This is a genomic window from Kluyvera sichuanensis (assembly GCF_040930405.1).
GTDB lineage: Bacteria > Pseudomonadota > Gammaproteobacteria > Enterobacterales > Enterobacteriaceae > Kluyvera > Kluyvera sichuanensis.
In genome coordinates, this window is record NZ_CP162271.1 from 4612641 (window position 1) to 4637786 (window position 25146).

At 56.8% G+C, this 25146-nt stretch carries 20 protein-coding genes; 9 read left to right on the plus strand and 11 right to left on the minus strand.

What is annotated here, in order from left to right; all coding sequences use genetic code 11:
- Nucleotides 1-29: 29 nt before the first annotated feature.
- Entirely contained in the window at nucleotides 30-470 is a 441-nt protein-coding gene (locus AB2B48_RS21960) for a PTS sugar transporter subunit IIA (RefSeq protein WP_185669249.1), read from the plus strand.
- A gap of 63 nt (nucleotides 471-533) precedes the next feature.
- A complete protein-coding gene (locus AB2B48_RS21965; RefSeq protein ID WP_368300215.1) occupies nucleotides 534-1763 on the plus strand; it encodes a polysaccharide deacetylase family protein in 1230 nt (409 codons plus the stop codon).
- 32 nt (nucleotides 1764-1795) lie between these two features.
- On the opposite strand, the gene panD is transcribed toward AB2B48_RS21965, so the two are convergent.
- From panD to thpR, 9 genes are all read right to left on the minus strand, one after another.
- Nucleotides 1796-2176, minus strand: a complete 381-nt coding sequence (gene panD, locus AB2B48_RS21970; RefSeq protein WP_035891933.1) for an aspartate 1-decarboxylase — start codon at nucleotides 2174-2176, stop codon at nucleotides 1796-1798.
- A 195-nt stretch (nucleotides 2177-2371) separates the two neighbouring features.
- The gene (gene panC / locus AB2B48_RS21975; RefSeq protein ID WP_185669247.1) at nucleotides 2372-3220 is read right to left on the minus strand and encodes a pantoate--beta-alanine ligase; all 849 of its coding nucleotides are present in this window, start codon (nucleotides 3218-3220) and stop codon (nucleotides 2372-2374) included.
- Nucleotides 3221-3231: 11 nt separating this feature from the next.
- Nucleotides 3232-4023 (minus strand): 3-methyl-2-oxobutanoate hydroxymethyltransferase, encoded by a 792-nt coding sequence (gene panB, locus AB2B48_RS21980; protein WP_368300216.1) that lies wholly within the window; start codon nucleotides 4021-4023, stop codon nucleotides 3232-3234.
- A 118-nt stretch (nucleotides 4024-4141) separates the two neighbouring features.
- The gene (gene folK / locus AB2B48_RS21985) at nucleotides 4142-4621 is read right to left on the minus strand and encodes a 2-amino-4-hydroxy-6-hydroxymethyldihydropteridine diphosphokinase (protein WP_220440843.1); all 480 of its coding nucleotides are present in this window, start codon (nucleotides 4619-4621) and stop codon (nucleotides 4142-4144) included.
- Nucleotides 4618-6015 (minus strand): polynucleotide adenylyltransferase PcnB, encoded by a 1398-nt coding sequence (pcnB, locus tag AB2B48_RS21990; RefSeq protein WP_220440858.1) that lies wholly within the window; start codon nucleotides 6013-6015, stop codon nucleotides 4618-4620. Before pcnB ends, folK begins: the two co-directional genes overlap by 4 nt.
- Before the next feature lie 55 nt (nucleotides 6016-6070).
- Complete coding sequence (gluQRS, locus tag AB2B48_RS21995) at nucleotides 6071-6967, minus strand: tRNA glutamyl-Q(34) synthetase GluQRS (RefSeq protein ID WP_368300217.1); 897 nt, start codon at nucleotides 6965-6967, stop codon at nucleotides 6071-6073.
- Nucleotides 6968-7036: 69 nt separating this feature from the next.
- Nucleotides 7037-7492, minus strand: a complete 456-nt coding sequence (gene dksA / locus AB2B48_RS22000; RefSeq protein ID WP_035891939.1) for an RNA polymerase-binding protein DksA — start codon at nucleotides 7490-7492, stop codon at nucleotides 7037-7039.
- A 156-nt stretch (nucleotides 7493-7648) separates the two neighbouring features.
- Nucleotides 7649-8371: a DNA/RNA nuclease SfsA gene (gene sfsA / locus AB2B48_RS22005; protein WP_185669243.1), complete on the minus strand. Its 723-nt coding sequence runs from the start codon at nucleotides 8369-8371 to the stop codon at nucleotides 7649-7651.
- A 12-nt stretch (nucleotides 8372-8383) separates the two neighbouring features.
- Nucleotides 8384-8917, minus strand: coding sequence for an RNA 2',3'-cyclic phosphodiesterase (gene thpR, locus AB2B48_RS22010; protein ID WP_368300218.1), 534 nt, complete (start codon nucleotides 8915-8917; stop codon nucleotides 8384-8386).
- A 73-nt stretch (nucleotides 8918-8990) separates the two neighbouring features.
- On the opposite strand from thpR, the gene hrpB reads away from it, so the two are divergent.
- The 6 genes from hrpB to fhuB all read left to right on the plus strand — a co-directional run bounded on the left by hrpB (nucleotide 8991) and on the right by fhuB (nucleotide 20346).
- Nucleotides 8991-11420 carry an ATP-dependent helicase HrpB gene (gene hrpB / locus AB2B48_RS22015; RefSeq protein WP_368300220.1) on the plus strand — a complete coding sequence of 810 codons (2430 nt, stop codon included), beginning with the start codon at nucleotides 8991-8993 and terminating at the stop codon, nucleotides 11418-11420.
- Nucleotides 11421-11551: 131 nt separating this feature from the next.
- Entirely contained in the window at nucleotides 11552-14089 is a 2538-nt protein-coding gene (gene mrcB, locus AB2B48_RS22020) for a bifunctional glycosyl transferase/transpeptidase (RefSeq protein WP_368300222.1), read from the plus strand.
- 331 nt (nucleotides 14090-14420) lie between these two features.
- Entirely contained in the window at nucleotides 14421-16631 is a 2211-nt protein-coding gene (fhuA, locus tag AB2B48_RS22025; RefSeq protein WP_368300224.1) for a ferrichrome porin FhuA, read from the plus strand.
- A 48-nt stretch (nucleotides 16632-16679) separates the two neighbouring features.
- Nucleotides 16680-17477: a Fe3+-hydroxamate ABC transporter ATP-binding protein FhuC gene (gene fhuC / locus AB2B48_RS22030; protein ID WP_368300225.1), complete on the plus strand. Its 798-nt coding sequence runs from the start codon at nucleotides 16680-16682 to the stop codon at nucleotides 17475-17477.
- Nucleotides 17477-18367, plus strand: coding sequence for a Fe(3+)-hydroxamate ABC transporter substrate-binding protein FhuD (fhuD, locus tag AB2B48_RS22035; RefSeq protein ID WP_368300226.1), 891 nt, complete (start codon nucleotides 17477-17479; stop codon nucleotides 18365-18367). The genes fhuC and fhuD overlap by 1 nt, the downstream gene beginning before the upstream one ends.
- Nucleotides 18364-20346, plus strand: coding sequence for a Fe(3+)-hydroxamate ABC transporter permease FhuB (gene fhuB / locus AB2B48_RS22040; RefSeq protein WP_368300228.1), 1983 nt, complete (start codon nucleotides 18364-18366; stop codon nucleotides 20344-20346). The genes fhuD and fhuB overlap by 4 nt, the downstream gene beginning before the upstream one ends.
- 143 nt (nucleotides 20347-20489) lie before the next feature.
- Here the strand turns inward: fhuB and hemL are convergent, their stop codons facing one another.
- On the minus strand, nucleotides 20490-21770 hold the full coding sequence (gene hemL, locus AB2B48_RS22045; RefSeq protein ID WP_368300229.1) for a glutamate-1-semialdehyde 2,1-aminomutase: 1281 nt from the start codon (nucleotides 21768-21770) through the stop codon (nucleotides 20490-20492).
- A gap of 161 nt (nucleotides 21771-21931) precedes the next feature.
- Entirely contained in the window at nucleotides 21932-22666 is a 735-nt protein-coding gene (locus tag AB2B48_RS22050; protein WP_106925532.1) for a GntR family transcriptional regulator, read from the minus strand.
- A 463-nt stretch (nucleotides 22667-23129) separates the two neighbouring features.
- Here AB2B48_RS22050 and tkt point away from each other — a divergent pair, with 463 nt between their 5' ends.
- Nucleotides 23130-25121: a transketolase gene (tkt, locus tag AB2B48_RS22055; protein WP_368300231.1), complete on the plus strand. Its 1992-nt coding sequence runs from the start codon at nucleotides 23130-23132 to the stop codon at nucleotides 25119-25121.
- The last annotated feature ends 25 nt before the right edge of the window (nucleotides 25122-25146 follow it).

Consider the following 25146-nt stretch of genomic DNA (forward strand, 5'->3'; position numbering starts at 1 on the left):
AAACTGCTTGCCTGCTAAGGAGGTAAGCGATGTTAGGTTGGGTCATTTCCTGCCATGACGACAAAGCACAGGAATTGCTGGATCGTCTGGAAAAAAAATATGGGCCGCTGCCACAGTGCCGGGCAGTCAATTACTGGCGAGGCCAGAGTTCAAATATGCTCAGCCGCATGATGTGCGACGCGCTGCATCAGACTGATTCCGGCGACGGGGTTATCTTTCTCACCGATAGCGCGGGCGCGGCTCCCTATCGCGTGGCGGCGCTGATGAGCCATAAGCACAGCGGTTGCGAAGTGATCGCGGGTATCCACTATTCATTAATCGAGCAAATGATTCCTCTGCGGGACTCCCTCAGCAGCAGTGACTTTCGCGATCGCATTGTGACGCTGGGTTCGCCCGGAGTGACCAGCCTGTGGCATCAGCAGCAGAAAAATCCGCCGTTTGTTCTGCTACACGATCTGTATGAGTCTTAAACATTGGTATTGATGGCGCTTTTGTTACAATAGTAGAGTCGTTTCCCGCTTCGGTTACTGCTCATGGCTATACGTTCGGTTGTTTTCCTGCTGTTTTTCCTCGCCGGTAGCGTCGCTGCTGCGTTGCCCACCCGCTATATGCAGACGACGGAAGACGCCGCCATCTGGGCGCGTATCGGCAATAAAACCATGACCGTTGGCAACCTTCGCGCCGGGCAAATTATCGCCATTGAGCCGGACGTGGAAGATTACTACACCTTTAGCTTCGGTTTCGGTAAAGGCTTTATCGATAAGGGGCACCTTGAGCCGGTACAGGGGAAGCAGCGCGTTGAGGATGGTCTGGGCGATTTAAACAAGCCGCTGAGCAATCAGAACCTGGTCACCTGGAAAGATACGCCTGTCTACAACGCCCCGGATATCGGCAGCGCGCCGTTCGGTACGCTGGCGGAGAACCTGCGCTATCCGGTTATCAACAAGCTGAAAGACCGCCTCAATCAGACCTGGTATCAGATTCGCATCGGTGAACGCCTGGCCTATATCAGCGCGCTGGATGCCCAGGTGGATAACGGCATTCCGGTCATCACCTATCACCATATTCTGCGCGATGAAGAGAACACCCGTTTTCGCCACACCTCTACCACGACTTCGGTGCGCGCCTTTAGCAACCAGATGACCTGGCTGCGCGATATGGGCTATACCACGCTGACCATGTATCAGCTTGAGGATTACGTCCATAACCGTACCAATTTACCTGCCCGCGCGGTGGTGATTACCTTCGATGATGGGCTAAAGTCGGTCAGCCGCTACGCCTACCCGATACTCAAGCAATACGGCTTTAAAGCTACGGCGTTTATTATCACCTCGCGTATTAAGCGCCACCCGCAGAAGTGGGCGCCGAAGTCGCTGCAGTTTATGAGTATTTCCGAGCTGGAAGAGATTAAAGACGTCTTTGATTTCCAGTCACACACCCACTTCCTGCACCGGGTGGATGCGCAGCGTCGGCCAATTCTGCTGAGCCGTAGCTATCACAATATCCTGTTTGATTTTGCGCACTCGCGACGGGCGCTCTCGCAGTTCAATCCACACGTGCTGTACCTGTCCTACCCGTTTGGTGGCTATAACGCGACGGCGATACAGGCAGCGGGCGATGCCGGTTTTCATTTAGCAGTGACGACGGTGAAGGGGAAGGTGAAGCCGGGAGATAATCCGATGCTGTTGAAGCGTCTGTATATTCTGCGGACGGATTCGCTGGAGACGATGTCGCGGTTAATCAGCAACCAACCGCAAGGGTAAACAAGCGCTCCGCCGTGACGGAGCGCTCGGTATTACGCAACCTGAACCGGGATCGCTTTCGCGGTGCGTTTCATCTCGTTGTCGCCTTCGAAGTAAGCCACGTTCGGGCGCCAGGTACGGGCTTCTTCATCACTCATGGTGACAAAGCTCGCGATGATCACGATATCGCCTACGTCAGCGTTGTGCGCCGCAGCGCCGTTGACGGAGATGATTTTAGAACCGCGTTCAGCCGCGATGGCGTAGGTGGAGAAACGCTTGCCGTTGTTCACGTTCCAGATATCAATGGCTTCGTTTTCCAGAATACCGGCGGCGTCGAGGAAGTCCTGGTCAATCGCGCAGGAGCCTTCATAGTGCAGGTCGGCATGCGTGACTTTCACGCGGTGGAGTTTGCCCTGCAGCATTGTGCGAATCATAGCGTCTACCTTTAATTCTTAACGGAAACAAAGCAGTTCGCGACTGCTTTGAGAAATTTCGCAGGCAGTATTGCCCGATTTATACCAGGTGTCCATATGCGATTAACCTTGCTTACGATTAATTGCGCATCGTCACGCATTACCTGCTGCAAACGATATTGTCTTGCAGAAGCGCCGCCGGGAAAGGCGCGAAAACTACAGCTCTACGCTCTGGTTATCAATCAGACGCGCCTGGCCCAGCCAGGCGGCCATCAGGATCACCGCGCGTTTGCTGCTGTCGGTCAGGTCGAGCAGGGTATCTGCGTCGCGAATCTGGATATCATCGGCGCGGAAGCCTTTCTCGTTCAGCTCCTGCTCGGCGATAGCAATCATCTCTCCCTGATCACGCTCACCGGCCTTCAGTTTTTCCGCCACGCGGCTCATCACTTTGTACAGACCCGGCGCGATTTTGCGCTGCTCTGCGGTGAGGTAACCGTTGCGGGAGCTGAGTGCCAGACCGTCTTTGGCGCGGATAATCGGCACGCCGACGATCTCAATGTCGTAGCCAAGGTCGGCCACCATCTTGCGGATCAGCGCTAGCTGCTGGAAGTCTTTCTCACCGAAACAGGCGATATCCGGCTGGATCAGGTTGAACAGCTTGCTGACGATGGTCGAGACGCCGCGGAAGTGGCCCGGACGGCTCGCGCCTTCCAGCATAGTCGAAAGGCCCGGTACGTCGACGAAGGTCTGGCTTTCGGTACCCTGCGGATAGATTTCCGCTTCCGACGGCGCAAAAACGAAATCGACTTTACGTTTGTTCAGCTTCTCGCAGTCTTCCTGCAGCGTACGCGGGTAGCGCGCCAGGTCTTCGACACGGTCGAACTGCATCGGGTTAACGAAGATGCTGACCACCACTACGTCCGCACGGGTTTTGGCTTCTTCAACCAGCGTCATATGGCCGTCGTGCAGGTTGCCCATGGTGGGAACCAGCGCAACGCGCTTACCTTCCTGACGCAGACGACGGATATGCTGGCGCAGCAGCGGCAGGGTTTCAATAATCAGCACAACATGACTCCTTAATGGAAACTATGTTCTTCGCCCGGATACGCCCCGGACTCGACTTCCGCCATATACTGCCGTACCGCGGCGCGCATGTCGCCCGCTTCGGCGAGGAAGTTTTTGGCAAATTTAGGAATATGGCCGCCGGTGATGCCGAACGCATCGTGCATCACGAGGATCTGCCCGTCGGTGACGTTGCCAGCACCGATGCCGATAACCGGAATCGACAGTGCTTCGGTGACGCGTTTTGCCAGCTCAACCGGTACGCACTCCAGCACCAGCAGCTGCGCGCCTGCGGCTTCCAGCGCCAGCGCATCGTCGAGCAGAACCTGACCGGCGTCGCCGCGGCCCTGTACTTTATAGCCGCCGAAGATGTTGACCGACTGTGGCGTCAGCCCCAGGTGACCGCATACCGGTACGGCGCGGTCGGTCAGCATTTTCACGGTATCAACCAGCCAGGCGCCGCCTTCAATCTTGACCATATTGGCGCCAGCACGCATGACCGCTGCCGCGTTTTCAAACGCCTGTTCCGGCGTGGCGTAGGCCATAAACGGCAGATCGGACAGCAGCAGGCAGTGTGGCGCGCCGCGACGAACGGCGTGAGTGTGGTAGGCGATGTCTTCAACGGTCACCGGCAGCGTGGAATCGTGGCCCTGCACGGTCATGCCAAGAGAGTCGCCAACCAGCATCACGTTGATGCCTTCGTCTGCGAACAGTTTGGCAAAGCTGTAGTCGTATGCCGTGATGGTCGCGAAGCGTTTTTTCTCTTGTTTGCATTTCTGCAATAAAGCGATGGTGGTCGGTTTCATAATAATCCCTGATGGTAAGATCGTATTACCCGGCATTCTAACAGCCGAAATCAGGGGGGCAATGACTTTAGGCAAACGATACCAGGTAGCGCAGGGATCGCTAAAAAAGGTAGGGGCGCTACCAGCGCGCAGGGCAGTTTTCCGCCAGTGCATCAAGGCGCTGACGCAGGCTGACACCATCCGGGAAGATAAGCGTTGGGGCAATTTCGAACAGTGGCCACAGCATAAAGCCGCGGTTGTACATGTCATAGTGCGGGACGGTCAGATTATCGGTATGAATAATATCCTGACCAAACAGCATGATGTCTAAATCGAGGGTACGCGGCCCCCAGCGTTCGGCTTTGCGCTGACGCCCCTGCTGCAGTTCGATACGCTGGGTATGGCTGAGCAGCACATCGGCGGCGAGCGTGGTTTCCAGCGCCACGGCGGCGTTCAGGTAATCGGGTTGATCCTGTGGGCCGAGCGGCGGGGTGCGGTAGAACGCAGAGACGGCAGCGACCCGGCTTTCCGGGATCGCATTGAGCGCCTCAACGGCAGCGTTCACCTGTTCCAGCGGAGAGGCGAGGTTGCTGCCGATGGCGATATAGGCAACGGTCACGCACTGCCCTCACGGCGCGGCGCGCGTTTGCGCGGACGGCGATGGCGACGACGGGTGTCTGGTTCATCGCCCAGCTCGTTGAGCATATCTTTCTGTGCCGGTGGTGCAACCACCTGGAACTCGCCCCACCATTGGGTCAGACGCTGCAGCTCGCCGTTGTGCTCAGCTTCGGCACGCAGGGCCAGCAGGTCGTAAGCGGCGCGGAATTTTGGATGCTCCATCAGCTTCCAGGCGCGTTTACCCTGACGACGGGACATCCGTAGCTGCAGCTGCCAGATATCACGCACCAGCGTGGTAATACGTTTTGGAATCGCCAGCGAACGGCAGGCTTCATCCAGCACTTCGTTCATCGCCAGTGCGAAGGCATCGTAATAGGCCAGCCCGCTCTCCTGAGCGATTTTCTGCGCCATCTCCAGCAGCGGATACCAGAACATCGCGGCGAACAGGAACGCCGGATTAACGCGCATATCGTTATGAATGCGGGTGTCGGTGTTTTTCAGCACCTGAGAGATGATGCGTTCCATCGGGCTATCACCGTCTTCAGTGAAGTAACGGGTGATGGTCGGGAACAGCGGCTGGAACAGATTGTATTCGCGCAGCAGCTTGTAGGTTTCTAAACCATAGCCTGCCTGCAGCAGCTTAAGGGCTTCTTCAAACAGGCGCGCTGGCGGCACGTCGTTCATCAAGGTTGCCAGACGTGGAATTGGTTCAGCGGTTTCCGGGCTGATACGCATATCCAGCTTCGCAGCAAAGCGCACGGCGCGCAGCATACGCACCGGGTCTTCACGGTAGCGGGTTTCCGGGTCGCCAATCAGGCGGATCACGCCGTCGATCAGATCCTGCATACCGCCAACGTAGTCACGAACGGTGAAGTCCGCCACGCTGTAATAGAGGCTATTGATGGTGAAGTCGCGGCGCTGGGCATCTTCTTCGATGGAGCCGAAGATGTTATCGCGCAGCAGCATACCGTTTTGCCCACGCTGTGAGGTGGTGCGATCGGACTGGCCGTCTTCGTGGTGACCACGGAAGGTGGCGACTTCGATAATTTCAGGGCCGAACATGACGTGCGCCAGACGGAAGCGGCGGCCCACCAGACGGCAGTTGCGGAACAACTTGCGAACCTGGTCAGGCGTGGCGCTGGTGGTCACGTCGAAATCTTTTGGTTTTTTGCCTAGCAGCAGGTCGCGAACGCCGCCGCCAACGAGGTAAGCCTCGTAGCCTGCTTTGTTCAGACGATAAAGAACCTTGAGGGCATTCTCGCTGATATCTTTGCGTGAAATAGCGTGCTGCTCGCGCGGAATAACGGTCATAGCAGGTTTAGCGACGGCGTTTTCAGCCTCGCTCTCCTCACGGCTCAGCACCTTGCGGCAAAAATTAGCGACTCGGGTAAAAATGGTGCACCTCGGTAATATCTGACTTTGGGACAAAAAAATAGCGGCTAATCATAGCTCAGCATAACGCATTTGAGAATGGCGGATTGATCTTCACCATTTCAGGCACCTGATTTAGCGACCACAGCGCGACAGCATTGTGCAGTAATTCTGCCGTGCTGAAATCCTGCCATTGCGCCGGAATATCCTGGCCTAAAAAGCGCAGCGCCTCGATAAGGACGGGACGCGGATCGCCGGTTGGTAGGGCAGGTGCATGATTTTGCTTCGAAAGTTTAGCACCTTCTTCATTCAATGCCAGCGGCAGATGAATATAGTCTGGTGCCTGCCAGCCAAACTGCTGGTAGAGGGAAATCTGTCGCACGGTGGGTTCAATCAAATCCGCGCCGCGAACGATTTCGGTGACTCCCTGAAACTGGTCATCCACCACCACCGCGAGATTATAGGCAAACAAACCATCACGACGATGAATAATGAAATCTTCACGAGCGAGACGTTCGTCGGCCTTGATCGTGCCACGCAACAGGTCGGTGAATTCGGTTACCGGATGCGTCTGACGCAGACGCAGGGCTGCGTTCTCAGGGCCGTGGTTGAGGTCACGGCAGTGACCATCGTAGGTGCCGCCGATGCTCTGGATGCGCGCACGGGTGCAGGTGCAGTAGTAGCATAGGTTCTGGCTTTTCAGCCACGCGAGGGCTTCACGATAGGCATCGTGACGCTGTGATTGCCAGAGAACGTCGCCGTCCCAGTGCAGGCCGTAATGTTCCAGCTGATGCAAAATGGTGGTTGCAGCACCGGGAACTTCACGAGGGGGATCGATATCTTCGATGCGAACGCGCCAGATGCCCTGCTGAGCACGAGCTTGTAGATAGCTTCCCAGTGCGGCAATTAGCGAACCAAAATGCAGCTCACCGGAGGGGGAAGGGGCAAAGCGCCCAATGTATGGTTGTGTTGACATATTTATGGCAATAAAAAAACAACAAGGCGGGAGAGATTCCCGCCTTGAAGTGAGAGCGTTAGCGTTCTATCAACCTGCCATCTGCTTTTCGCGGATTTCTGCCAGCGTTTTGCAGTCAATGCACAGGTCGGCCGTTGGACGTGCTTCCAGACGACGGATACCAATTTCCACACCGCAGGATTCGCAGTAGCCGAAATCTTCATCTTCCACTTTCTTCAACGTCTTCTCGATCTTTTTGATCAGCTTACGTTCACGATCGCGGTTACGCAGTTCGAGGCTGAACTCTTCTTCCTGTGCGGCACGGTCTACCGGGTCCGGGAAGTTTGCTGCTTCGTCCTGCATGTGAGTAACGGTGCGATCGACTTCATCCCTAAGTTGATTACGCCATGCTTCAAGAATACGTCGGAAGTGCGCCAGCTGGGCTTCGTTCATATACTCTTCGCCCGGTTTCACCTGGTACGGCTCCACCCCTGCGATGGACAGAATACTCAGGGACGATGTTTTACGGTTTTGCCCTTCTTGCATGTTGCTTCTCCTTAACACGCACTATCGATCCCCGTGTTCGGGGGAAAAATCAGGCCGCTATAAATAACAGATGCTTTTCCACATGGCAATTATCTAAACGTAACACTTGACAATGCTGTGAAGAAAAGCGTATTTGCGCCGCAGCCCGAACACTTTCTATGCAGATACCCCCGGTGATAACGCAATGGGTAACGGCGATATCAGAGTCATATTATCGGCAGAAAGTTCCGCTTTATAAGCCAAAATCTCTACCCCCTTTCTCTTTGCTTCAATGAGTAACTCTGCGTATTTAGCATCAATATGGTGTGCAGGAGAGAAATATTCAATGGCTGAGTGCAAGATAGTAAACAGTAAAACGGCGCGTTCGCCCCTGGCGACAACGCCCATCAGCTCGCGTAAATGCTTCTGTCCGCGCACGGTCACGGCATCCGGAAAGTAACCAAATTCATTTTCCGCAAGTGTGACTGACTTCACTTCAATATAGCAGTTGGGACGATCATCTGCCTGTAACATGATGTCAATTCTGCTGCTTTCTTCACCGTATTTCACTTCGGTTTTCAGGGTGTTGTAGCCGGTGAGTTCGGGAAGACGCTGAGCCAGAATTGCCTCTTTTGCCAGGGTGTTTGCCCGCAGCGTATTGACGCAGATAAATGCCCCTTGCTGGGTTTGAGTTAATTCCCACGTATGTGGATATTTTCGTTTAGTATTTTCTGATGTCGAATACCAAACGGTGTCACCTGGGGTTGCGCAACCGGTCATTGCGCCGGTGTTGGGGCAGTGCAGCGTGAAGGTTTCACCTTCGGGGGTGACAACATCAGCGAGGAAGCGTTTGTAGCGTTGAATCAGCGTGGCGTGCTTGAGCGGTGGCGTAAACTTCATACGTTTTCCTTATTATGATTCGCTGAGCGTCCAGCGCTGTAACGGCGTGTATTTTGTGCGTCCCCTGACAAAGCGTGATTCGTATAGCGCGAACCCGGTCACCGGAAACGTCCAGAGAAAGCCGGGAGCAGGGATAGGCACCGCCTGCGCGGCGTTGCGCAGCAGCGTCAGGTGCGGGTGAAACGGCTGCGGGCTTTGATAACAGCCGCTGCGGGCGGCCTGAGCGCGAAGCATATTGGCGAGCTGCAGCAGCCCGCGCGGCGGCTGGCGCGTGCCGAGCCACACCACGCGCGAGCGCAGCCACTGCCCGGCATCATCCAGATTCAGCGTAAAACCGGGCTGGCGAATACGCCCGGCCATAGCGGCCAGCGCCCGCTGTTTCTCCTCACTCACTTCCCCCAAAAACGCCAGCGTAATATGCAGATTGGCGGCGACCACGGGTACGCCAGCGTCGTCGGCAAAATTATCGGCACGCCACTGCACCAGCTGCTTCTGGATGGGCTTTGGGATCTCAACGGCGAAAAACAGCCTTTTTGACTCTGACATGGTGGGGACTCGGTTATGAATTGAGGCGATGCTACAATGTCCGCCGTTTAATGTTAACCCTCTGGAGCCATTCGTGTCCCTGTTGCCGGTCGCAAGCATCCTTCCTGAACTCCTTCATGCCTTACAGCAATCGCCGCAGGTGCTGCTGAACGCGCCAACGGGGGCGGGTAAATCCACCTGGCTGCCGCTGCAAATTTTACGCGAAGGCAGCATCAACGGGCGTATTTTGCTGCTGGAGCCGCGCCGTCTGGCGGCCCGCAACGTGGCGCAGCGCCTGGCGGAACTGCTGGGTGAGAAGCCGGGAGAAACGGTCGGCTACCGCATGCGTGCGGAAACCTGCGTGGGGCCGGCTACCCAGTTAGAGGTCGTGACCGAAGGGATCCTGACGCGTATGATCCAGCACGATCCCGAACTGTCGGGTGTGGGGTTAGTGATCCTCGATGAATTTCACGAACGCAGTCTACAGGCTGACCTCGCGCTGGCGTTGCTGCTGGACGTTCAGCAGGGGCTTCGCGATGACCTCAAGCTGCTGATCATGTCGGCCACCCTTGATAACGACAAGCTGCAGCGTCTGCTCCCGGATGCGCCGGTGGTTATCTCCGAAGGTCGTGCGTTTCCGGTGGAGCGTCGCTATCAGTCGCTGCCTGCGCACCAGCGCTTTGATGAGGCGGTGGCTATGGCGACGGCGGAACTGCTGCGTCATGAAAGCGGTTCGCTGCTGCTCTTTTTACCGGGGGTTGGCGAAATTCAGCGGGTGCAGAATCACCTGGCGGAGCGCGTAGCCGACGACGTCCTGCTCTGCCCTTTATATGGCGCGCTGCCGCTCAGCGAGCAGCGTCAGGCCATTCTTCCCGCCCCATCAGGCAAGCGGAAGGTCGTGCTGGCAACCAATATTGCCGAAACCAGTCTGACCATCGAAGGTATTCGCCTGGTGGTGGACAGCGCCCAGGAGCGCGTGGCGCGTTTCGACGTACGCAGTGGGCTAACACGGCTGATAACTCAGCGCATAAGCCAGGCCTCGATGACCCAACGTGCCGGGCGTGCAGGGCGTCTGGAGCCCGGCGTGTGTGTGCACCTGCTGGCAAAAGATCAGGCCGAGCGTGCAGCGGCGCAGAGTGAAGCGGAAATATTGCAAAGCGATCTCTCATCGCTGCTGCTCGAACTCTTGCAGTGGGGCTGTAACGACCCGTCGCAGCTCAGCTGGCTGGATACACCTCCCGCGGTAAATCTGGCGGCGGCGCGTCGCCTGCTGACGCAGCTTGGCGCGTTGGCCGATGAGCGATTAACGGCGAAAGGGCTGAAAATGGCGGCGCTGGGGAATGACCCGCGCCTTGCCGCGATGCTGGTGGCGGCGGATAGCGACGCTGAAGTGGCCACGGCGGCGCGGCTGGCGGCTATTCTGGAAGAGCCTCCGCGCGGCGGCAGCGGCGATTTGATGCAGGCCTTTACCCGTTCGCAGGGGCAGTGGCAGCAGCGTAGCCAGCAGCTTTGTAAACGGCTTAATCGCCGTGCAGGGCAGCCTGACAGCGACGCGATTCCCGCGCTGCTGGCGCAGGGCTTCCCCGACCGCATCGCGCGCCGACGCGGGCAGGAAGGACGCTATCAGCTCGCTAACGGCATGGGGGCGATGTTAGACGCCGACGATGCGCTGAATCGCCACGAATGGCTGATTGCGCCGCTGCTGTTACAGGGTAATGCCTCGCCGGATGCGCGAATCTTGCAGGCCTGTGCGCTGGATATTGATGCGCTGGTGTCGCGCTGCCCGCAGCTGCTTCAACAATCTGACACTATTGAGTGGGATGATAACCAGGGCACGCTGAAAGCGCTGCGCCGAAGCCAGATTGGCCAGTTGACGCTGAGCGTGCGCCCGCTGGCGAAACCATCGGAAGAGGAACTGCACCGGGCGATGCTCACCGGCATTCGCGAGAAAGGGTTAAGCGTGCTCAACTGGACGAACGAAGCGGAACAGCTACGCTTGCGTTTACAGTGCGCTGCGCGTTGGCTGCCGGAAGATGCGTGGCCTGCGGTGGATGACGTCTCGCTGCTAGAGGCGCTGGAGAGCTGGCTGCTGCCGCACATGAGCGGCGTTCACTCGTTGCGCGGCTTGAAATCGCTGGATGTTCATCAGGCGCTGCTGGAATGGTTGCCCTGGTCATTACGACAACGTCTGGTGAGTTTGCTGCCAACTCATTACACTGTGCCCACAGGAAGTCGGATAGCTATTCGCTATGATGATGAAAACCCGCCGGCTTTGGCGGTGCGTATGCAGGAGATGTTTGGCGAAGCCAGCACGCCGACTATCGCCGAAGGGCGAGTCGCGCTGGTGCTCGAACTGCTTTCACCGGCGCAGCGCCCGCTGCAGATCACTCGCGATTTAAGCGCGTTCTGGCAGGGGGCGTACCGGGAAGTGCAAAAAGAGATGAAAGGGCGCTATCCGAAGCACGTCTGGCCAGACGATCCGGCAAACACCGCGCCGACGCGGCGGACGAAAAAGTATTCGTGATGGCGTAGTTACCGGCCGAGCGAATGCGACGCCAGGGAAAAACTGCATAAAATTGAGAGATATCTTCTTCTGCCCCGTGGCAGAAGAATTGAGAATCAGGCCTTTATGCCTGAATGTTGCGGAGAGAAAGCATGGCGGGGAATGACCGCGAGCCGATTGGACGTAAAGGCAAGCCTGCACGTCCGGCAAAGCAAAAGGTAAGCCGTCGACAGCTCAGAGACGATGAGTATGACGACGATTATGATGATGATGGCTACGACGATGAAAAACCGCGCTCGCGTAAAGGCGGCGGAAAAGGGAAAAAACCGCGCGGTAAACACCGCTGGTTCTGGTTCCTGGTAAAACTCGGCATCGTTTTTGCCGTGCTGATGGCCATTTATGGCGTGTACCTGGATCAAAAAATCCGTAGCCGCATCGACGGTAAAGTCTGGCAGCTGCCAGCGGCAGTCTATGGCCGCATGGTGAGCCTTGAGCCGGATATGCCGATCAGCAAAAAAGAGATGGTTCAGCTGCTGACGGCGACCCAGTATCGCCAGGTGTCGGCGATGACGCGGCCCGGCGAATTTACCGTGCAGGCCAACAGTATTGAGATGATCCGTCGCCCGTTCGATTTCCCGGACAGCAAAGAAGGGCAGGTGCGCGCGCGTCTGACCTTTGATGGCGATCACCTGGAAACCATCGAGAACCTGGACAGCAATCGACAGTTTGGCTTCTTCCGTCTCGACCCGCGCCTTATCACTATGATGTCCTCGCCAAACGGCGAGCAGCGTCTGTTTGTGCCGCGCAGTGGTTTCCCGGATCTGCTGATCGATACGCTTATCGCCACCGAAGACCGTCACTTCTACGAGCATGATGGTATCAGCTTCTACTCGATGGGCCGTGCGGTGCTGGCGAACCTGACCGCCGGGAGAACGGTGCAGGGGGCGAGTACGCTGACCCAGCAGTTGGTGAAGAACCTGTTCCTCTCCAGCGAACGTTCCTACTGGCGTAAGGCGAACGAAGCCTACATGGCGCTGATCATGGACGCCCGCTACAGCAAAGACCGCATTCTTGAGCTGTATATGAACGAGGTCTACCTCGGTCAGAGCGGCGACAATGAAATCCGCGGCTTCCCGCTGGCGAGCCTCTACTACTTCGGTCGTCCGGTAGAAGAGCTGAGCCTTGACCAGCAGGCACTGCTGGTGGGCATGGTGAAAGGGGCCTCGGTCTACAACCCGTGGCGTAACCCAAAACTGGCGCTGGAGCGTCGTAACCTGGTTCTGCGCCTGCTGCAACAGCAGAAGGTTATCGACCAGGAGCTGTACGACATGCTGAGCGCGCGTCCGTTGGGCGTGCAGCCGCGCGGTGGGGTGATTTCACCGCAGCCTGCGTTTATGCAGATGGTACGTCAGGAGCTGCAGGCGAAGCTGGGCGATAAAGTGAAAGATCTCTCCGGCGTGAAGATCTTTACTACCTTCGACTCGGTTGCGCAGGATGCCGCAGAAAAAGCGGCGACCGACGGTATTCCGGTGCTGAAGAAACAGCGTAAGCTGAGCGACCTTGAAACCGCGATGGTGGTGGTCGACCGCTTCAGCGGCGAAGTGCGCGCGATGGTTGGCGGCGCTGAACCGCAGTTTGCGGGCTACAACCGTGCCATGCAGGCGCGTCGTTCGATTGGTTCTCTGGCAAAACCGGCGACCTATCTGACGGCCTTAAGCCAGCCGAACCAGTACCGCCTGAATACCTGGATTGCCGATGCGCCAATTGCGCTGCGTCAGCCGAATGGTCAGGTGTGGTCACCGCAGAACGATGATCGTCGCTACAGCGGTCAGGTAATGCTGGTGGACGCGCTGACACGTTCCATGAACGTGCCGACCGTTAACCTCGGTATGGCGCTGGGTCTGCCAGCGGTCACCGACACCTGGCTGAAACTGGGCGCGCCGAAAGATCAGCTCAACGCCGTACCGGCGATGCTGCTCGGTGCGCTGAACCTGACGCCGATTGAAGTGGCCCAGGCGTTCCAGACCATCGCCAGCGGCGGTAACCGCGCACCGTTGTCGGCGCTGCGTTCGGTGATTGCGGAAGACGGTACCGTGTTGTACCAGAGCTATCCGCAGGCTGAGCGTGCCGTTCCGGCACAGGCGGCTTATCTGACGTTGTGGACTATGCAGCAGGTTGTGCAGCGTGGTACTGGCCGTCAGCTGGGCGCGAAATACCCGAACCTGCATCTGGCGGGGAAAACCGGGACCACTAACAACAACGTCGATACCTGGTTTGCCGGGATTGATGGGCGTGAAGTGGTGATCACCTGGGTAGGCCGCGATAATAACCAGCCGACCAAGCTGTACGGCGCCAGCGGTGCGATGTCTATCTACCAGCGTTATCTGGAGACCCAGTCGCCTATCGCGCTGGATCTGACGCCGCCGGAAGATGTGGTGAACATGGGCGTGGACGATGGCGGTAACTTCGTCTGCGGCGGCGGTGGCACGCGTATGCTGCCGGTCTGGACTACCGACCCGGATTCACTCTGCCAGCAGAGCCAGCAGGCTATCGAGCAGCAGCAGTCAGCGAACCCGTTTGACTCATCTTCTTCACAGCCTCAGCAGCAGCAACAGCAGCAGCCGGCGCAGGAGAAGAAAGACAGCGACGGCGTGGCTGGTTGGATTAAGGATATGTTCGGCGGGAATTAATAGCGCTCTGACGGGGATCGGTGCCAATCCCGGCGTCACTTCGTTCGTCCGGGCTACAACATAGGCTGTAGCCCGGACGAGGCGTTCACGCCGACTCCGGGATGGCTCGATACCGTATTAATACTAAGCCTCTGCATCGTGCAGGGGCTTTTTTTATCTCTAAGTTTTTTCTTTTTCTTAACGCCATTATTTCATCTGTTTAATTCTTAACCCCTTAATTCTGGTAGGGACTTATATCGCTTGCTATGCGTCCAATGCATGACCTATTATTCCCATCGTTATAATAATAATTCTCGTTTACGTTATCATTCACTTCATCAGAGATATACCAATGGCGCGTCTAAAAACTGCTCAGCCAACCCACTCGCTGCGTAAACTCGCAGTTGTAGTAGCCACGGCGGTTAGCGGCATGTCTGTATATGCACAGGCAGCAGAACAACCTAAAGAAGAAACCATCACCGTCACCGCAGCTCCGGCGGCTCAGGAAAGTGCCTGGGGTCCGGCGGCGACGATTGCGGCAAAACACTCCGCAACGACAACCAAGACTGATACTCCGATTGAGAAGACTCCGCAGTCTGTTTCGGTGATTACCCGTCAGGAGATGGATATCCATCAGCCGACGACCGTTAAAGAAGCAATGGCGTACACGCCAAGTGTCTTCTCTACTCGCGGAAGTTCTTCGACTTATGATGTGGTTTCTATCCGTGGTTTTACGTCGCCAACAACGGTTAACACCAACCAGTATCTGGATGGTATGAAGCTTCAGGGAAATAACTACTCTGAAGTCTCTATGGACCCTTATTTCCTGGAACGCGTAGAAGTGATGCGCGGGCCAACTTCCGTGCTGTACGGCAACAGCAACCCTGGCGGTATCGTCAGCATGGTCAGCAAACGCCCGACCACTGAACCGCTGCGTGAAATTCAATTCAAAATGGGCACAGATAACCTCTGGCAGACCGGTTTTGACTTTAGTGATGCGATTGATGACGCAGGCGTGTGGTCTTATCGCCTGACCGGTTTAGGCCGCAGCCAGGACACACAGCAGGATATGGCCAAAGCGAGTCGTTATGCTATCGCTCCATCCTTCAGTTGGCGTCCGGATGATAAAACGGACTTCACCTTCCTGAGCAACTTCCAGAGCGATCCGGATGCGGGTTACTACGGCTGGCTGCCGCGTGAAGGTACGTTGGTTCCGTACGTTGATGCCAACGGCAATTCTCACAAGTTGCCGACTGACTTCAACGAAGGCGAACAGGACAACAAAATGCAGCGCCGCCAGCAGATGGTGGGCTACAGCTTCTCTCACGAGTTTAACGACACCTTCACCGTGCGCCAGAACCTGCGCTACGACCAGGTGAAAACCCTGTACCGTTCGGTATATGGTTTTGGTTACATTAATCCGGGTCAGATCCAGCGTAAGTATGTGCGTTCAGATGAGAACCTCAATGCCTTCACGGTTGATACGCAACTGCAGTCCGATTTTGCTACGGGCGATGTTGAGCATACTCTGCTGACAGGCGTTGACTATTCACGCATGCGTAACGATGTGAACGCAGTGTATGGCGATGCCAACGCGCTGGATATGAATAATCCGCAGTATGGCAACCCTGGTGTCAAGATCACCTCTCACTATGTCGTGCTTAACCGTATGGAGCAGACTGGTCTGTATGCACAGGATCAGATGGAGTGGGATAAATGGGTGCTGACGCTGGGTGGTCGTTATGACTACGCGATGGCTTCAACCTTAACTCGTTCCGACAACTCTCTGGCTCAGAACCATGACCAGCAGTTCACCTGGCGTGGTGGTCTTAACTATCTGTTTGATAATGGTATTTCACCATATTTCAGTTATAGCGAATCTTTCGAGCCAACGTCGGGAACGACCAAAGAAGGCAAGCCGTTCGACCCATCTCGCGGTAAGCAGTATGAAGCCGGTGTGAAGTACGTACCAAAAGATATGCCGGTAGTACTGACGGGGGCGGTGTATCAACTGACCAAAGACAAGAACCTGACTTCCGATCCGAACGATACCACCGGCTGGTATAGCGTTCAGACCGGGGAGATTCGTTCTCGCGGTATTGAGCTGGAAGCAAAAGCAGCGGTTAATGAAAACATTAACGTGACGGCAGCTTATAGCTACACGGATGCGGAATACACTGAGGATACGACCTTCAAAGGTAAGCGTCCTGCAGAAGTACCGCGTAACCAGGCTTCTCTGTGGACGGATTATACCTTCTACGACACGGCGCTGAGTGGTCTAACCTTCGGTGCAGGTGTTCGTTATACCGGTTCTACCGTCAGCTACTACAAAAACGATACCACGACTGGCAAGAAAAACGAGCAGTTTAGCGTAGGCGGTTATACCGTCGCCGATGCGATGGTGAAATACGATCTGGCGCGCGTAGGCCTGCCGGGTTCATCCATTGCCGTTAACGTCAATAACCTGTTCAACCGTGAATACGTCTCCAGTTGCTATAGCGAATACGCGTGCTACTGGGGCGCTGAGCGCCAGGTTGTTGCTACCGCAACGTTCCGTTTCTAACCACCTCCAGGGCGCGGGTTTTCCGCGCCCTTTAACATGTTGACGGTTATGCAGGACAAGACAACTCATTCTGATACGACCTTTTCTCTGGAACAGGTCGTTTTTCGCGTTCCAGGCCGTACGCTTCTTCATCCTCTCTCCCTGACTTTTCCCGCGGGCAAAGTGACCGGCCTTATCGGCCATAACGGCTCGGGTAAATCCACGCTGCTGAAAATGCTTGGCCGCCATCAGCCGCCGTCGGAAGGCGAGATCCTACTGGACGGCCAGCCGCTGGCGAGCTGGAACAGTAAAGCTTTTGCCCGTAAGGTTGCCTATCTGCCGCAGCAGTTGCCGCCTGCAGAAGGGATGACCGTGCGTGAACTCGTCGCCATTGGTCGTTACCCGTGGCACGGCGCGCTGGGCCGTTTCGGCGTGGCCGATCGTGAAAAGGTCGAGGAAGCGATTTCCCTCGTGGGGCTTAAACCGCTGGCGCATCGGCTGGTCGATAGCCTCTCCGGCGGCGAACGTCAGCGCGCGTGGATTGCCATGCTGGTGGCGCAGGATAGCCGCTGTCTGCTGCTCGATGAGCCAACCTCGGCGCTCGATATTGCCCATCAGGTTGACGTGCTGGCGCTGGTGCACCGCTTAAGCCAGCAGCGTGGCCTGACGGTGGTTGCCGTGCTGCACGATATCAACATGGCGGCGCGCTACTGCGACTATCTGGTGGCGCTTCGCGGCGGTGAAATGATTGCTCAGGGCTCGCCGGACGAACTGATGCGTAGCGACACGCTGGAGCAGATTTACGGCATCCCAATGGGTATTCTTCCGCATCCAGCCGGTGCCGCACCGGTAAGTTTTGTCTATTGATGACTGATTCGAATTTGATAAACCGCCGCCGTTTTCTGGCGGCGATGGCGCTCTCGCCGCTGCTCTGGCAGATGCAAAAAGCCCAGGCCGCGCCGGTGAACGCTGAACGTATCGTGGCGCTGGAGTGGCTGCCCGTCGAGCTGATGCTGGCGCTGGGCGTCACCCCTTACGGCGTGGCGGATATCCCTAACTATCGCATGTGGGTCAACGAACCGGTGCTGCCGGACTCGGTGATTGACGTGGGGCTGCGTACCGAACCCAATCTTGAACTGCTGACCCAGATGAAGCCCTCGATGCTGGTCTGGTCTGCGGGCTATGGCCCTTCACCAAAGATCCTCGCGCGTATTGCGCCGGGGCGCAGCTTTGCCTTCAGCGACGGTAAACAGCCGCTGGAGCAGGCGCGGCGCTCGCTGCTAGAGATGGCGGAACTGCTCAATAAGCAGGACGTCGCTCATCGCCATCTGGCGGAGTTTGATGCCTACATCGACAGCCTCAAGCCGCGCTTTGTCTCGCGTGGCGAACGCCCGGTGCTGATCATGTCGCTGCTCGACCCTCGCCATATGCTGGTGTTTGGCCCGAACTGCCTCTTCCAGGAGATCCTCGATCGTCTGGGCGTGAAGAACGCCTGGCAGGGGGAGACAAACTTCTGGGGTAGCACGGTGGTCGGTATCGACCGCCTGGCGGCCTACAAAGACGTCGATGTGCTCTGCTTTGACCACGGTAATGCCGCTGATATGCGCCAACTGGCCGCCACCCCGTTATGGCAGGCGATGCCGTTTGTCCGCGCGAACCGGGTGCAGAACGTTCCGGCGGTCTGGTTCTACGGCGCGACGCTGTCGGCGATGAACTTCGCTCGCATTCTTGATAACGCACTGGGAGGCAAAGCGTGAAGACGACCCGCTCTCCTTTTGCCACGCTGTTGCTGCTGGCGCTGTTTATTGCTGGGCTGGCGCTGACCTGGTTTAACTTCAACATTGCGCTGCCTCACCCCCTCTGGTTCCAGGCAATACGCCAGCCGGATATTAACGCCATCGATCAGATGCTGTTCCACTACAGCCTGCTGCCTCGCCTGACTATCTCACTGCTGGTCGGCGCCGGACTGGGGCTGGTGGGCGTGCTGTTCCAGCAGGTGCTGCGTAACCCATTGGCTGAGCCAACCACGCTTGGCGTGGCTACCGGCGCGCAGTTGGGGATGACCATTACCGCGCTGTGGGCCATTCCAGGCGTGCTGGCCTCGCAGTTTGCCGCACTGGCGGGGGCCTGCATCGTCGGTGCGCTGGTCTTCGGCGTGGCGTGGGGCAAACGCCTCTCGCCGGTAACGCTAATTCTGGCCGGGCTGGTGGTGAGCCTGTACTGCGGCGCGATAAACCAGCTGATGGTGATTTTCCATCACGACCAGCTGCAAAGTATGTTCCTGTGGAGCACCGGGACGCTGACCCAGACCGACTGGAGCATCGTGCAACGTCTGTGGCCGCAGTTGCTCGGCGGCGTGATGCTCACGCTGTTGCTGCTGCGCCCGTTAACGCTGATGGGGCTGGATGACGGCGTGGCCCGCAACCTGGGTCTGGCGCTCTCGCTGGCGCATCTGGGGGCACTGACGCTGGCTATCGTTATCAGCGCCTTCCTCGTCAACGCGGTAGGGATTATCGGCTTTATCGGCCTGTTTGCCCCGCTGCTGGCGAAGATGCTGGGCGCACGACGCTTGCTCTCCCGCCTGATGCTGGCCCCGCTGATTGGCGCGCTGATTCTGTGGCTCTCCGATCAGATAATCCTCTGGCTTACCCGGGTGTGGATGGAAGTCTCCACCGGCTCCGTGACCGCGCTGATTGGTGCGCCGCTGCTGCTTTGGCTGCTGCCGCGACTGCGCAGCATGAGCGCACCGTCGATGAACGCTAACGACAGTGTGGCGAATGAACGTCAGCACGTGCAGTGGTTTGCGCTGGGCGGGCTGGTGATTCTGCTGGTGGCGGTGTTCGTTGCCCTGTCGCTGGGCCGCGATGCGCACAGCTGGCACTGGGCGAGCGGTACGCTGCTCGACGAACTGATTCAGTGGCGCTGGCCGCGTATTGCCTCGGCGCTGATTGCCGGGGTGATGCTGGCGGTGGCGGGCTGCATTATTCAGCGCTTAACCGGCAACCCGATGGCGAGCCCGGAAGTGCTGGGGATCAGCTCCGGCGCGGCGTTTGGCGTGGTACTGATGCTGTTTGTGGTGCCGGGCAACGCGTTTGTCTGGCTGCTGCCGGCGGGCAGCCTGGGCGCGGCGGTCACGCTGCTGGTTATCCTGATTGCCGCCGGGCGCGGCGGATTTTCACCGCACCGAATGCTGTTGGCGGGGATGGCGCTGAGTACCGCGTTCACCATGCTGCTGATGATGCTGCAAGCGAGCGGTGACCCGCGTATGGCGCAGATTCTGACGTGGATTGCCGGTTCAACCTATAACGCGACCGGCAAGCAGGTGGCGCAGTCGGCTACTGCTATGGTGATTTTCCTGCTGCTGGTGCCGCTTTGCCGCCGCTGGTTAACCATCCTGCCGCTGGGTGGCGAAACGGCGCGCTCTATCGGTATGGCGCTATCACCGGCGCGTATCAGCCTGCTGCTGCTGGCGGCGTGCTTAACGGCGGCGGCGACGCTGACCATCGGGCCGCTAAGCTTTGTCGGGCTGATGGCGCCGCATATTGCGCGCATGATGGGCTTCCGCCGAACGATGCCGCATATCGTGATGTCGGCGCTGATTGGTGGGCTGATACTGGTGTTTGCTGACTGGTGTGGGCGTATGCTGATGTTCCCGTATCAGGTGCCAGCAGGGCTGCTGTCGACCTTTATCGGTGCGCCGTATTTTATCTATTTGTTGAGAAAGCAAAGCCGGTAGAGGAAGGCCCCCTCACCCTAACCCTCTCCCCATAGGGGAGAGGGAACCGTTCGATGCAGCATTGACCTACAGCACCGATCTGTTTTTCTCCCTCGCCCCTTTGGGGAGAGGGCCGGGGTGAGGGGGAACTTCGCCAATATCCCTTACAGCTTCGCAAACACCAGACGCGCCGCGTCAACGGTGTTGTTGATATCTTCTTCGCTGTGGGCGATAGACATAAAGCCTGCTTCAAACGCCGACGGCGCCAGATACACGCCTTCATCCAGCATCAGATGGAAGAAACGTTTAAAGCGCTCAACGTCGCACTTCAGCACGTCCTGATAGCAGGTCACTTCTTTGGCATCGGTGAAGAAGATCCCGAACATGCCGCCCACGTTGTTCACCACCAGCGGAATACCGGTTTCCTGCGCGGCATCCAGCAGACCCTGCGCCAGCTGATTGGTCAGGTCGGTCAGGGTTTCGTGAACGCCAGGCTGTGCCACTTCGGTCAGACAGGCGAAGCCCGCTGCCATGGCAATTGGGTTACCGGAGAGGGTACCCGCCTGATAAACCGGACCGGTTGGTGCCAGCGCGTCCATCACGTCGCGACGACCGCCGAAGGCGCCTACCGGCATACCGCCGCCGATGATTTTGCCAAGGCAGGTCAGATCCGGCACCACGTCGTAGTAGGACTGCGCGCCAGCCAGCGCCACGCGGAAGCCGGTCATCACTTCATCGATAATCAGCAGTGCGCCGAACTCATCGCACAGCGCGCGCAGGCCCGGCAGGAAATCAGCCTGCGGTGGGATGCAGTTCATGTTGCCGGCAACCGGTTCAACGATGATGCAGGCGATATCCTGCGGGAACTGCTCGAACGCCGCGCGTACGGACGCGAGATCGTTATAGGTGCAGGTGAGGGTGTGCTTAGCGAAATCGGCCGGTACGCCCGGTGAGTTTGGCTGACCGAGGGTCAGCGCGCCGGAGCCTGCTTTAACCAGCAGGCAGTCGGCGTGGCCGTGGTAGCAGCCTTCGAATTTGATGATTTTGTCACGGCCGGTAAAGCCGCGCGCCAGGCGAATGGCGCTCATGGTCGCTTCGGTACCGGAGTTCACCATACGCACCATGTCCATGGTTGGCACCAGTTCGGTAACCAGCTTCGCCATAGTGACTTCCATCTCGGTTGGCGCACCGAAGCTCAGACCACGCTCGGCCGCTTCAATCACCGCATTACGAATGGCAGGGTGGTTATGGCCCAGCACCATCGGCCCCCAGGAACCGACATAGTCGATATAGGCTTTGCCATCCACGTCGTACAGATACGCGCCGTCCGCACGCTCGATAAACAGCGGCGTACCGCCCACGCCGGTGAAGGCACGTACCGGCGAGTTCACCCCGCCTGGGATAAGTTCACGCGCAGCGCTATACAGGTTTTCAGATTTGCTCATTGCCAGGATCCTGGTTCGTGGAAAATGTTTTGCCCGCTATTCTAAATTATTCCATAGAGGTTATGAAATTTTTGACCATTGTGGCGTGAATGTTGGGTAACAGAAATGATAGTGGCTGCCTTGTTATCAGCAGCGGTGAGGTCGGCTGAAAATGACCCGCCTTATGAGCGGGTTGAGTTTTGTCTCAGGGGGAAAATACGCGTGTTGATGATGGCGATATTGACTTCGCAGGGGGTGCCGTCATCGAGATAAACGGTTTCATCAAGTTCGAGAACGGAGTCATTCTCTTTGAGATTCAATAGATTAAGGATATCTTCGTCAACCAGGTTGATTGCGGTTAAATTCTGATCGCGGCGCTGGACCTTTTTACCGGTGATGCTTTCGATATAGCTATATTTTGATATTTCGAGCTGGCTTAATTCCATGCTGGTAAACATATTGACCGGCAGATGGATATGCTCAAGGGCGACGGGAATATCGTCAAAACACATCAGGCGTAAAATTTTATAGATCTGATCGCTATTTTTTATCCGCAACGACTGTGCGATTTCTGGCGAAGGCACTTTCATTATGCTGAATTTAATGACTTTTCTGACGCCTTTATGGCCACTCTTCTGCGCCTGGAAATCAAAAGGTGACAGGGCGTGGAATCTGCCGGAATGGTTGCTTTTACCGATGGCGCCAACGAACAAACCCGAGCCTTTCACGCGGTAAATTCGCTGCTGCTCGATCAACAGGCGCGTGGCCTCGCGCACCGTGGCTCGCGTGATGCCGATATTTTTGGCAATAGCAATCTCTGTGTCCAGTTTATCCCCTGGCAAAAGACCATCGGTCTTTATCTTCCTGAGAATGTAATCGACCACCTCTTTTTGCTTCTCTGTAATGCCATCAACCATCGACTTTCTTCCTAACCAATGTGGGCGATAACGCCGCTGGATCCTGTTTACATGTATGCCTGACTTTGTTTTCTGTCGACCAGACCGTTAACGTCATATTGTGAGCAAGTTAACGAATTTGAGTGAACAAACGCCGCATCGCGATAAAATGCATTTTTGCATATTGTATCTGGACACGTCTATGTGCATCATCAAGATGACTAGACAAGTGAAACATGTATAGACGTATATTGAAAGGCGTAAGGATGCAGTAATAGCGTAAGAATATAAAGTAATTCATTGTATTTTAATGTTTATTTTATTGCTGGTTGCCGAAAGAGAATTCAAGTCGCGTTGAACCGTATGGCGGCGTGATACAACGATAAAAACTAAGGTTTCTTTCGACATGTCTATTCATGCTGGCGTGGGGAAAACCCCGCAAACGTTATTGTTGAACGTAAAATCCAGGTAAAAAGAGAGACGTATGAGCAACAGAAAATTAGCGAATGCCATTCGAATTCTGAGCGTCGACGCGATTCAGAAAGCCAACTCTGGCCATCCGGGCGCACCGATGGGTATGGCTGATATTGCCGAGGTTGTCTGGCGTCATCACCTTCGCCATAACCCAAAAAATCCGCAGTGGTTTAACCGCGATCGCTATGTGCAGTCGAATGGTCATGGCTCGATGCTGCTTTATTCTCTGTTGCACCTCACAGGTTATGACCTGAGCATGAATGACATCCGTGAATTCCGTCAGCTTCACTCGCGTACGCCTGGTCACCCGGAGTATGGCTATACGCCGGGCGTTGAGACCACCACCGGCCCGCTGGGGCAAGGGGTAGCGAACGCCGTCGGTATGGCCATTGCCGAGAAAGCGCTGGCCGCTGAATTCAATAAGCCTGGGTTTGATATCGTCGATCATCACACCTGGCTGTTCCTGGGCGATGGTTGCCTGATGGAAGGCATCTCCCATGAAGCATGCAGCCTGGCCGGAACTTTAGGGTTGGGGAACCTGATTGCCGTCTGGGACGATAATGGCATCTCTATCGACGGGCACGTTGAAGGCTGGTTTGCTGAAGATACCGCCGCCCGCTTCCGCGCCTATGGCTGGCACGTGATTGAAGGTATTGATGGTCACGACCCGCAGGCGATTGACGCGGCCGTTCGCGAAGCCAAACTGGTCAGCGATAAACCGAGCCTGCTGTGTTGTAAAACCATTATCGGTTTCGGCTCGCCGAATAAAGCGGACAGCCATGAATGCCATGGCTCTGCGCTGGGGGCCGATGAAGTTGCCTTGGTACGTGAACGCCTTGAATGGCCGTATCCGCCGTTTGAAATTCCTGCTGATATCTATGCCGCCTGGGATGCGACCGAAAAAGGGGCGCAGGACGAGCAGGCATGGGAGGCACTGTTTGCCGACTATGCGCTGCAATGGCCTGAACTGGCCGCCGAGTTTGTACGCCGTATGAAGGGCGAACTGCCTGTGCAGTGGGCGGAGAATATCCAGCACTATATCGACGATTTGCAGGCCAACCCGGCATCGCTGGCCACGCGTCAGGTGAGCCAGAACTGCTTAAATTTTTTCGCCGATATGATGCCTGAGTTGATGGGTGGGTCTGCGGATCTTTCGCCGTCTAACCTGACCAGGCATCAGAAGTCCGTCGATTTTACCGCCGAGCACGGGGCGGGGAACTACCTTTCTTATGGCGTTCGTGAATTTGGCATGTCTGCCATCATGAATGGTCTGGCGCTGCACGGCGGGTTTATCCCTTACGGCGGCACCTTCCTGATGTTTATGGAATATGCCCGCAATGCGCTGCGCATGGCGGCGCTGATGAAAATTCGCGCCATCTTTGTCTATACCCACGACACCATTGGTTTGGGCGAAGATGGCCCGACGCACCAGCCGGTTGAGCAACTGGCCTCGCTGCGCCTGACGCCGAATATGGAAACCTGGCGCGGATGCGATCAGGTGGAAGTGGCGGTCTCCTGGCAGCAGGCGATTGAACGTCAGGACGGGCCTTCGGCCTTAGTGCTGACTCGTCAGCCGCTTGAACAGCAGGCTCGCAGCGCGGAACAGCTCAACAATATTGCGCGTGGCGGTTATGTGCTGGTCGACTGCGACGGTGAACCTGAGCTGATCCTGATATCCGCAGGTTCTGAGGTGGCGCTGGCGGTTGCCGCCGCCCGTACGCTGCAACAGGAAGGCCACCAGATTCGCGTCGTTTCCATGCCGTGCACCGAGCGCTTTGATAAGCAGGATGAGGCTTACAAAGAGTCCGTATTGCCGAAGAGTGTGCGTAACCGTCTGGCGATAGAAGCCAGTATTGAAGGGTTCTGGCAGCGCTATACCGGGCTGGATGGGAAGGTTATCGGCATGGACTCCTTTGGGGAATCTGCGCCAGCGAGCGTTCTGTTTAAATACTTTGGCTTTACGAAAGAGAATGTGACGGAAACGGCCCGTCGCATGCTGTAGTCACCCATTTTTATCATTAAGAACG

Bases quoted from the DNA above. Each gene is read 5' to 3' on its own strand.
- AB2B48_RS22050 (WP_106925532.1), bottom strand. From the start codon at position 22,666: ATGGTTGATGGCATTACAGAGAAGCAAAAAGAGGTGGTCGATTACATT.
- mrcB (WP_368300222.1), top strand. From the start codon at position 11,552: ATGGCGGGGAATGACCGCGAGCCGATTGGACGTAAAGGCAAGCCTGCA.
- fhuA (WP_368300224.1), top strand. From the start codon at position 14,421: ATGGCGCGTCTAAAAACTGCTCAGCCAACCCACTCGCTGCGTAAACTC.
- fhuD (WP_368300226.1), top strand. From the start codon at position 17,477: ATGACTGATTCGAATTTGATAAACCGCCGCCGTTTTCTGGCGGCGATG.
- panB (WP_368300216.1), bottom strand. From the start codon at position 4,023: ATGAAACCGACCACCATCGCTTTATTGCAGAAATGCAAACAAGAGAAA.
- sfsA (WP_185669243.1), bottom strand. From the start codon at position 8,371: ATGAAGTTTACGCCACCGCTCAAGCACGCCACGCTGATTCAACGCTAC.
- fhuC (WP_368300225.1), top strand. From the start codon at position 16,680: ATGCAGGACAAGACAACTCATTCTGATACGACCTTTTCTCTGGAACAG.
- hemL (WP_368300229.1), bottom strand. From the start codon at position 21,770: ATGAGCAAATCTGAAAACCTGTATAGCGCTGCGCGTGAACTTATCCCA.
- tkt (WP_368300231.1), top strand. From the start codon at position 23,130: ATGAGCAACAGAAAATTAGCGAATGCCATTCGAATTCTGAGCGTCGAC.
- thpR (WP_368300218.1), bottom strand. From the start codon at position 8,917: ATGTCAGAGTCAAAAAGGCTGTTTTTCGCCGTTGAGATCCCAAAGCCC.
- dksA (WP_035891939.1), bottom strand. From the start codon at position 7,492: ATGCAAGAAGGGCAAAACCGTAAAACATCGTCCCTGAGTATTCTGTCC.
- AB2B48_RS21960 (WP_185669249.1), top strand. From the start codon at position 30: ATGTTAGGTTGGGTCATTTCCTGCCATGACGACAAAGCACAGGAATTG.
- panD (WP_035891933.1), bottom strand. From the start codon at position 2,176: ATGATTCGCACAATGCTGCAGGGCAAACTCCACCGCGTGAAAGTCACG.
- AB2B48_RS21965 (WP_368300215.1), top strand. From the start codon at position 534: ATGGCTATACGTTCGGTTGTTTTCCTGCTGTTTTTCCTCGCCGGTAGC.
- gluQRS (WP_368300217.1), bottom strand. From the start codon at position 6,967: ATGTCAACACAACCATACATTGGGCGCTTTGCCCCTTCCCCCTCCGGT.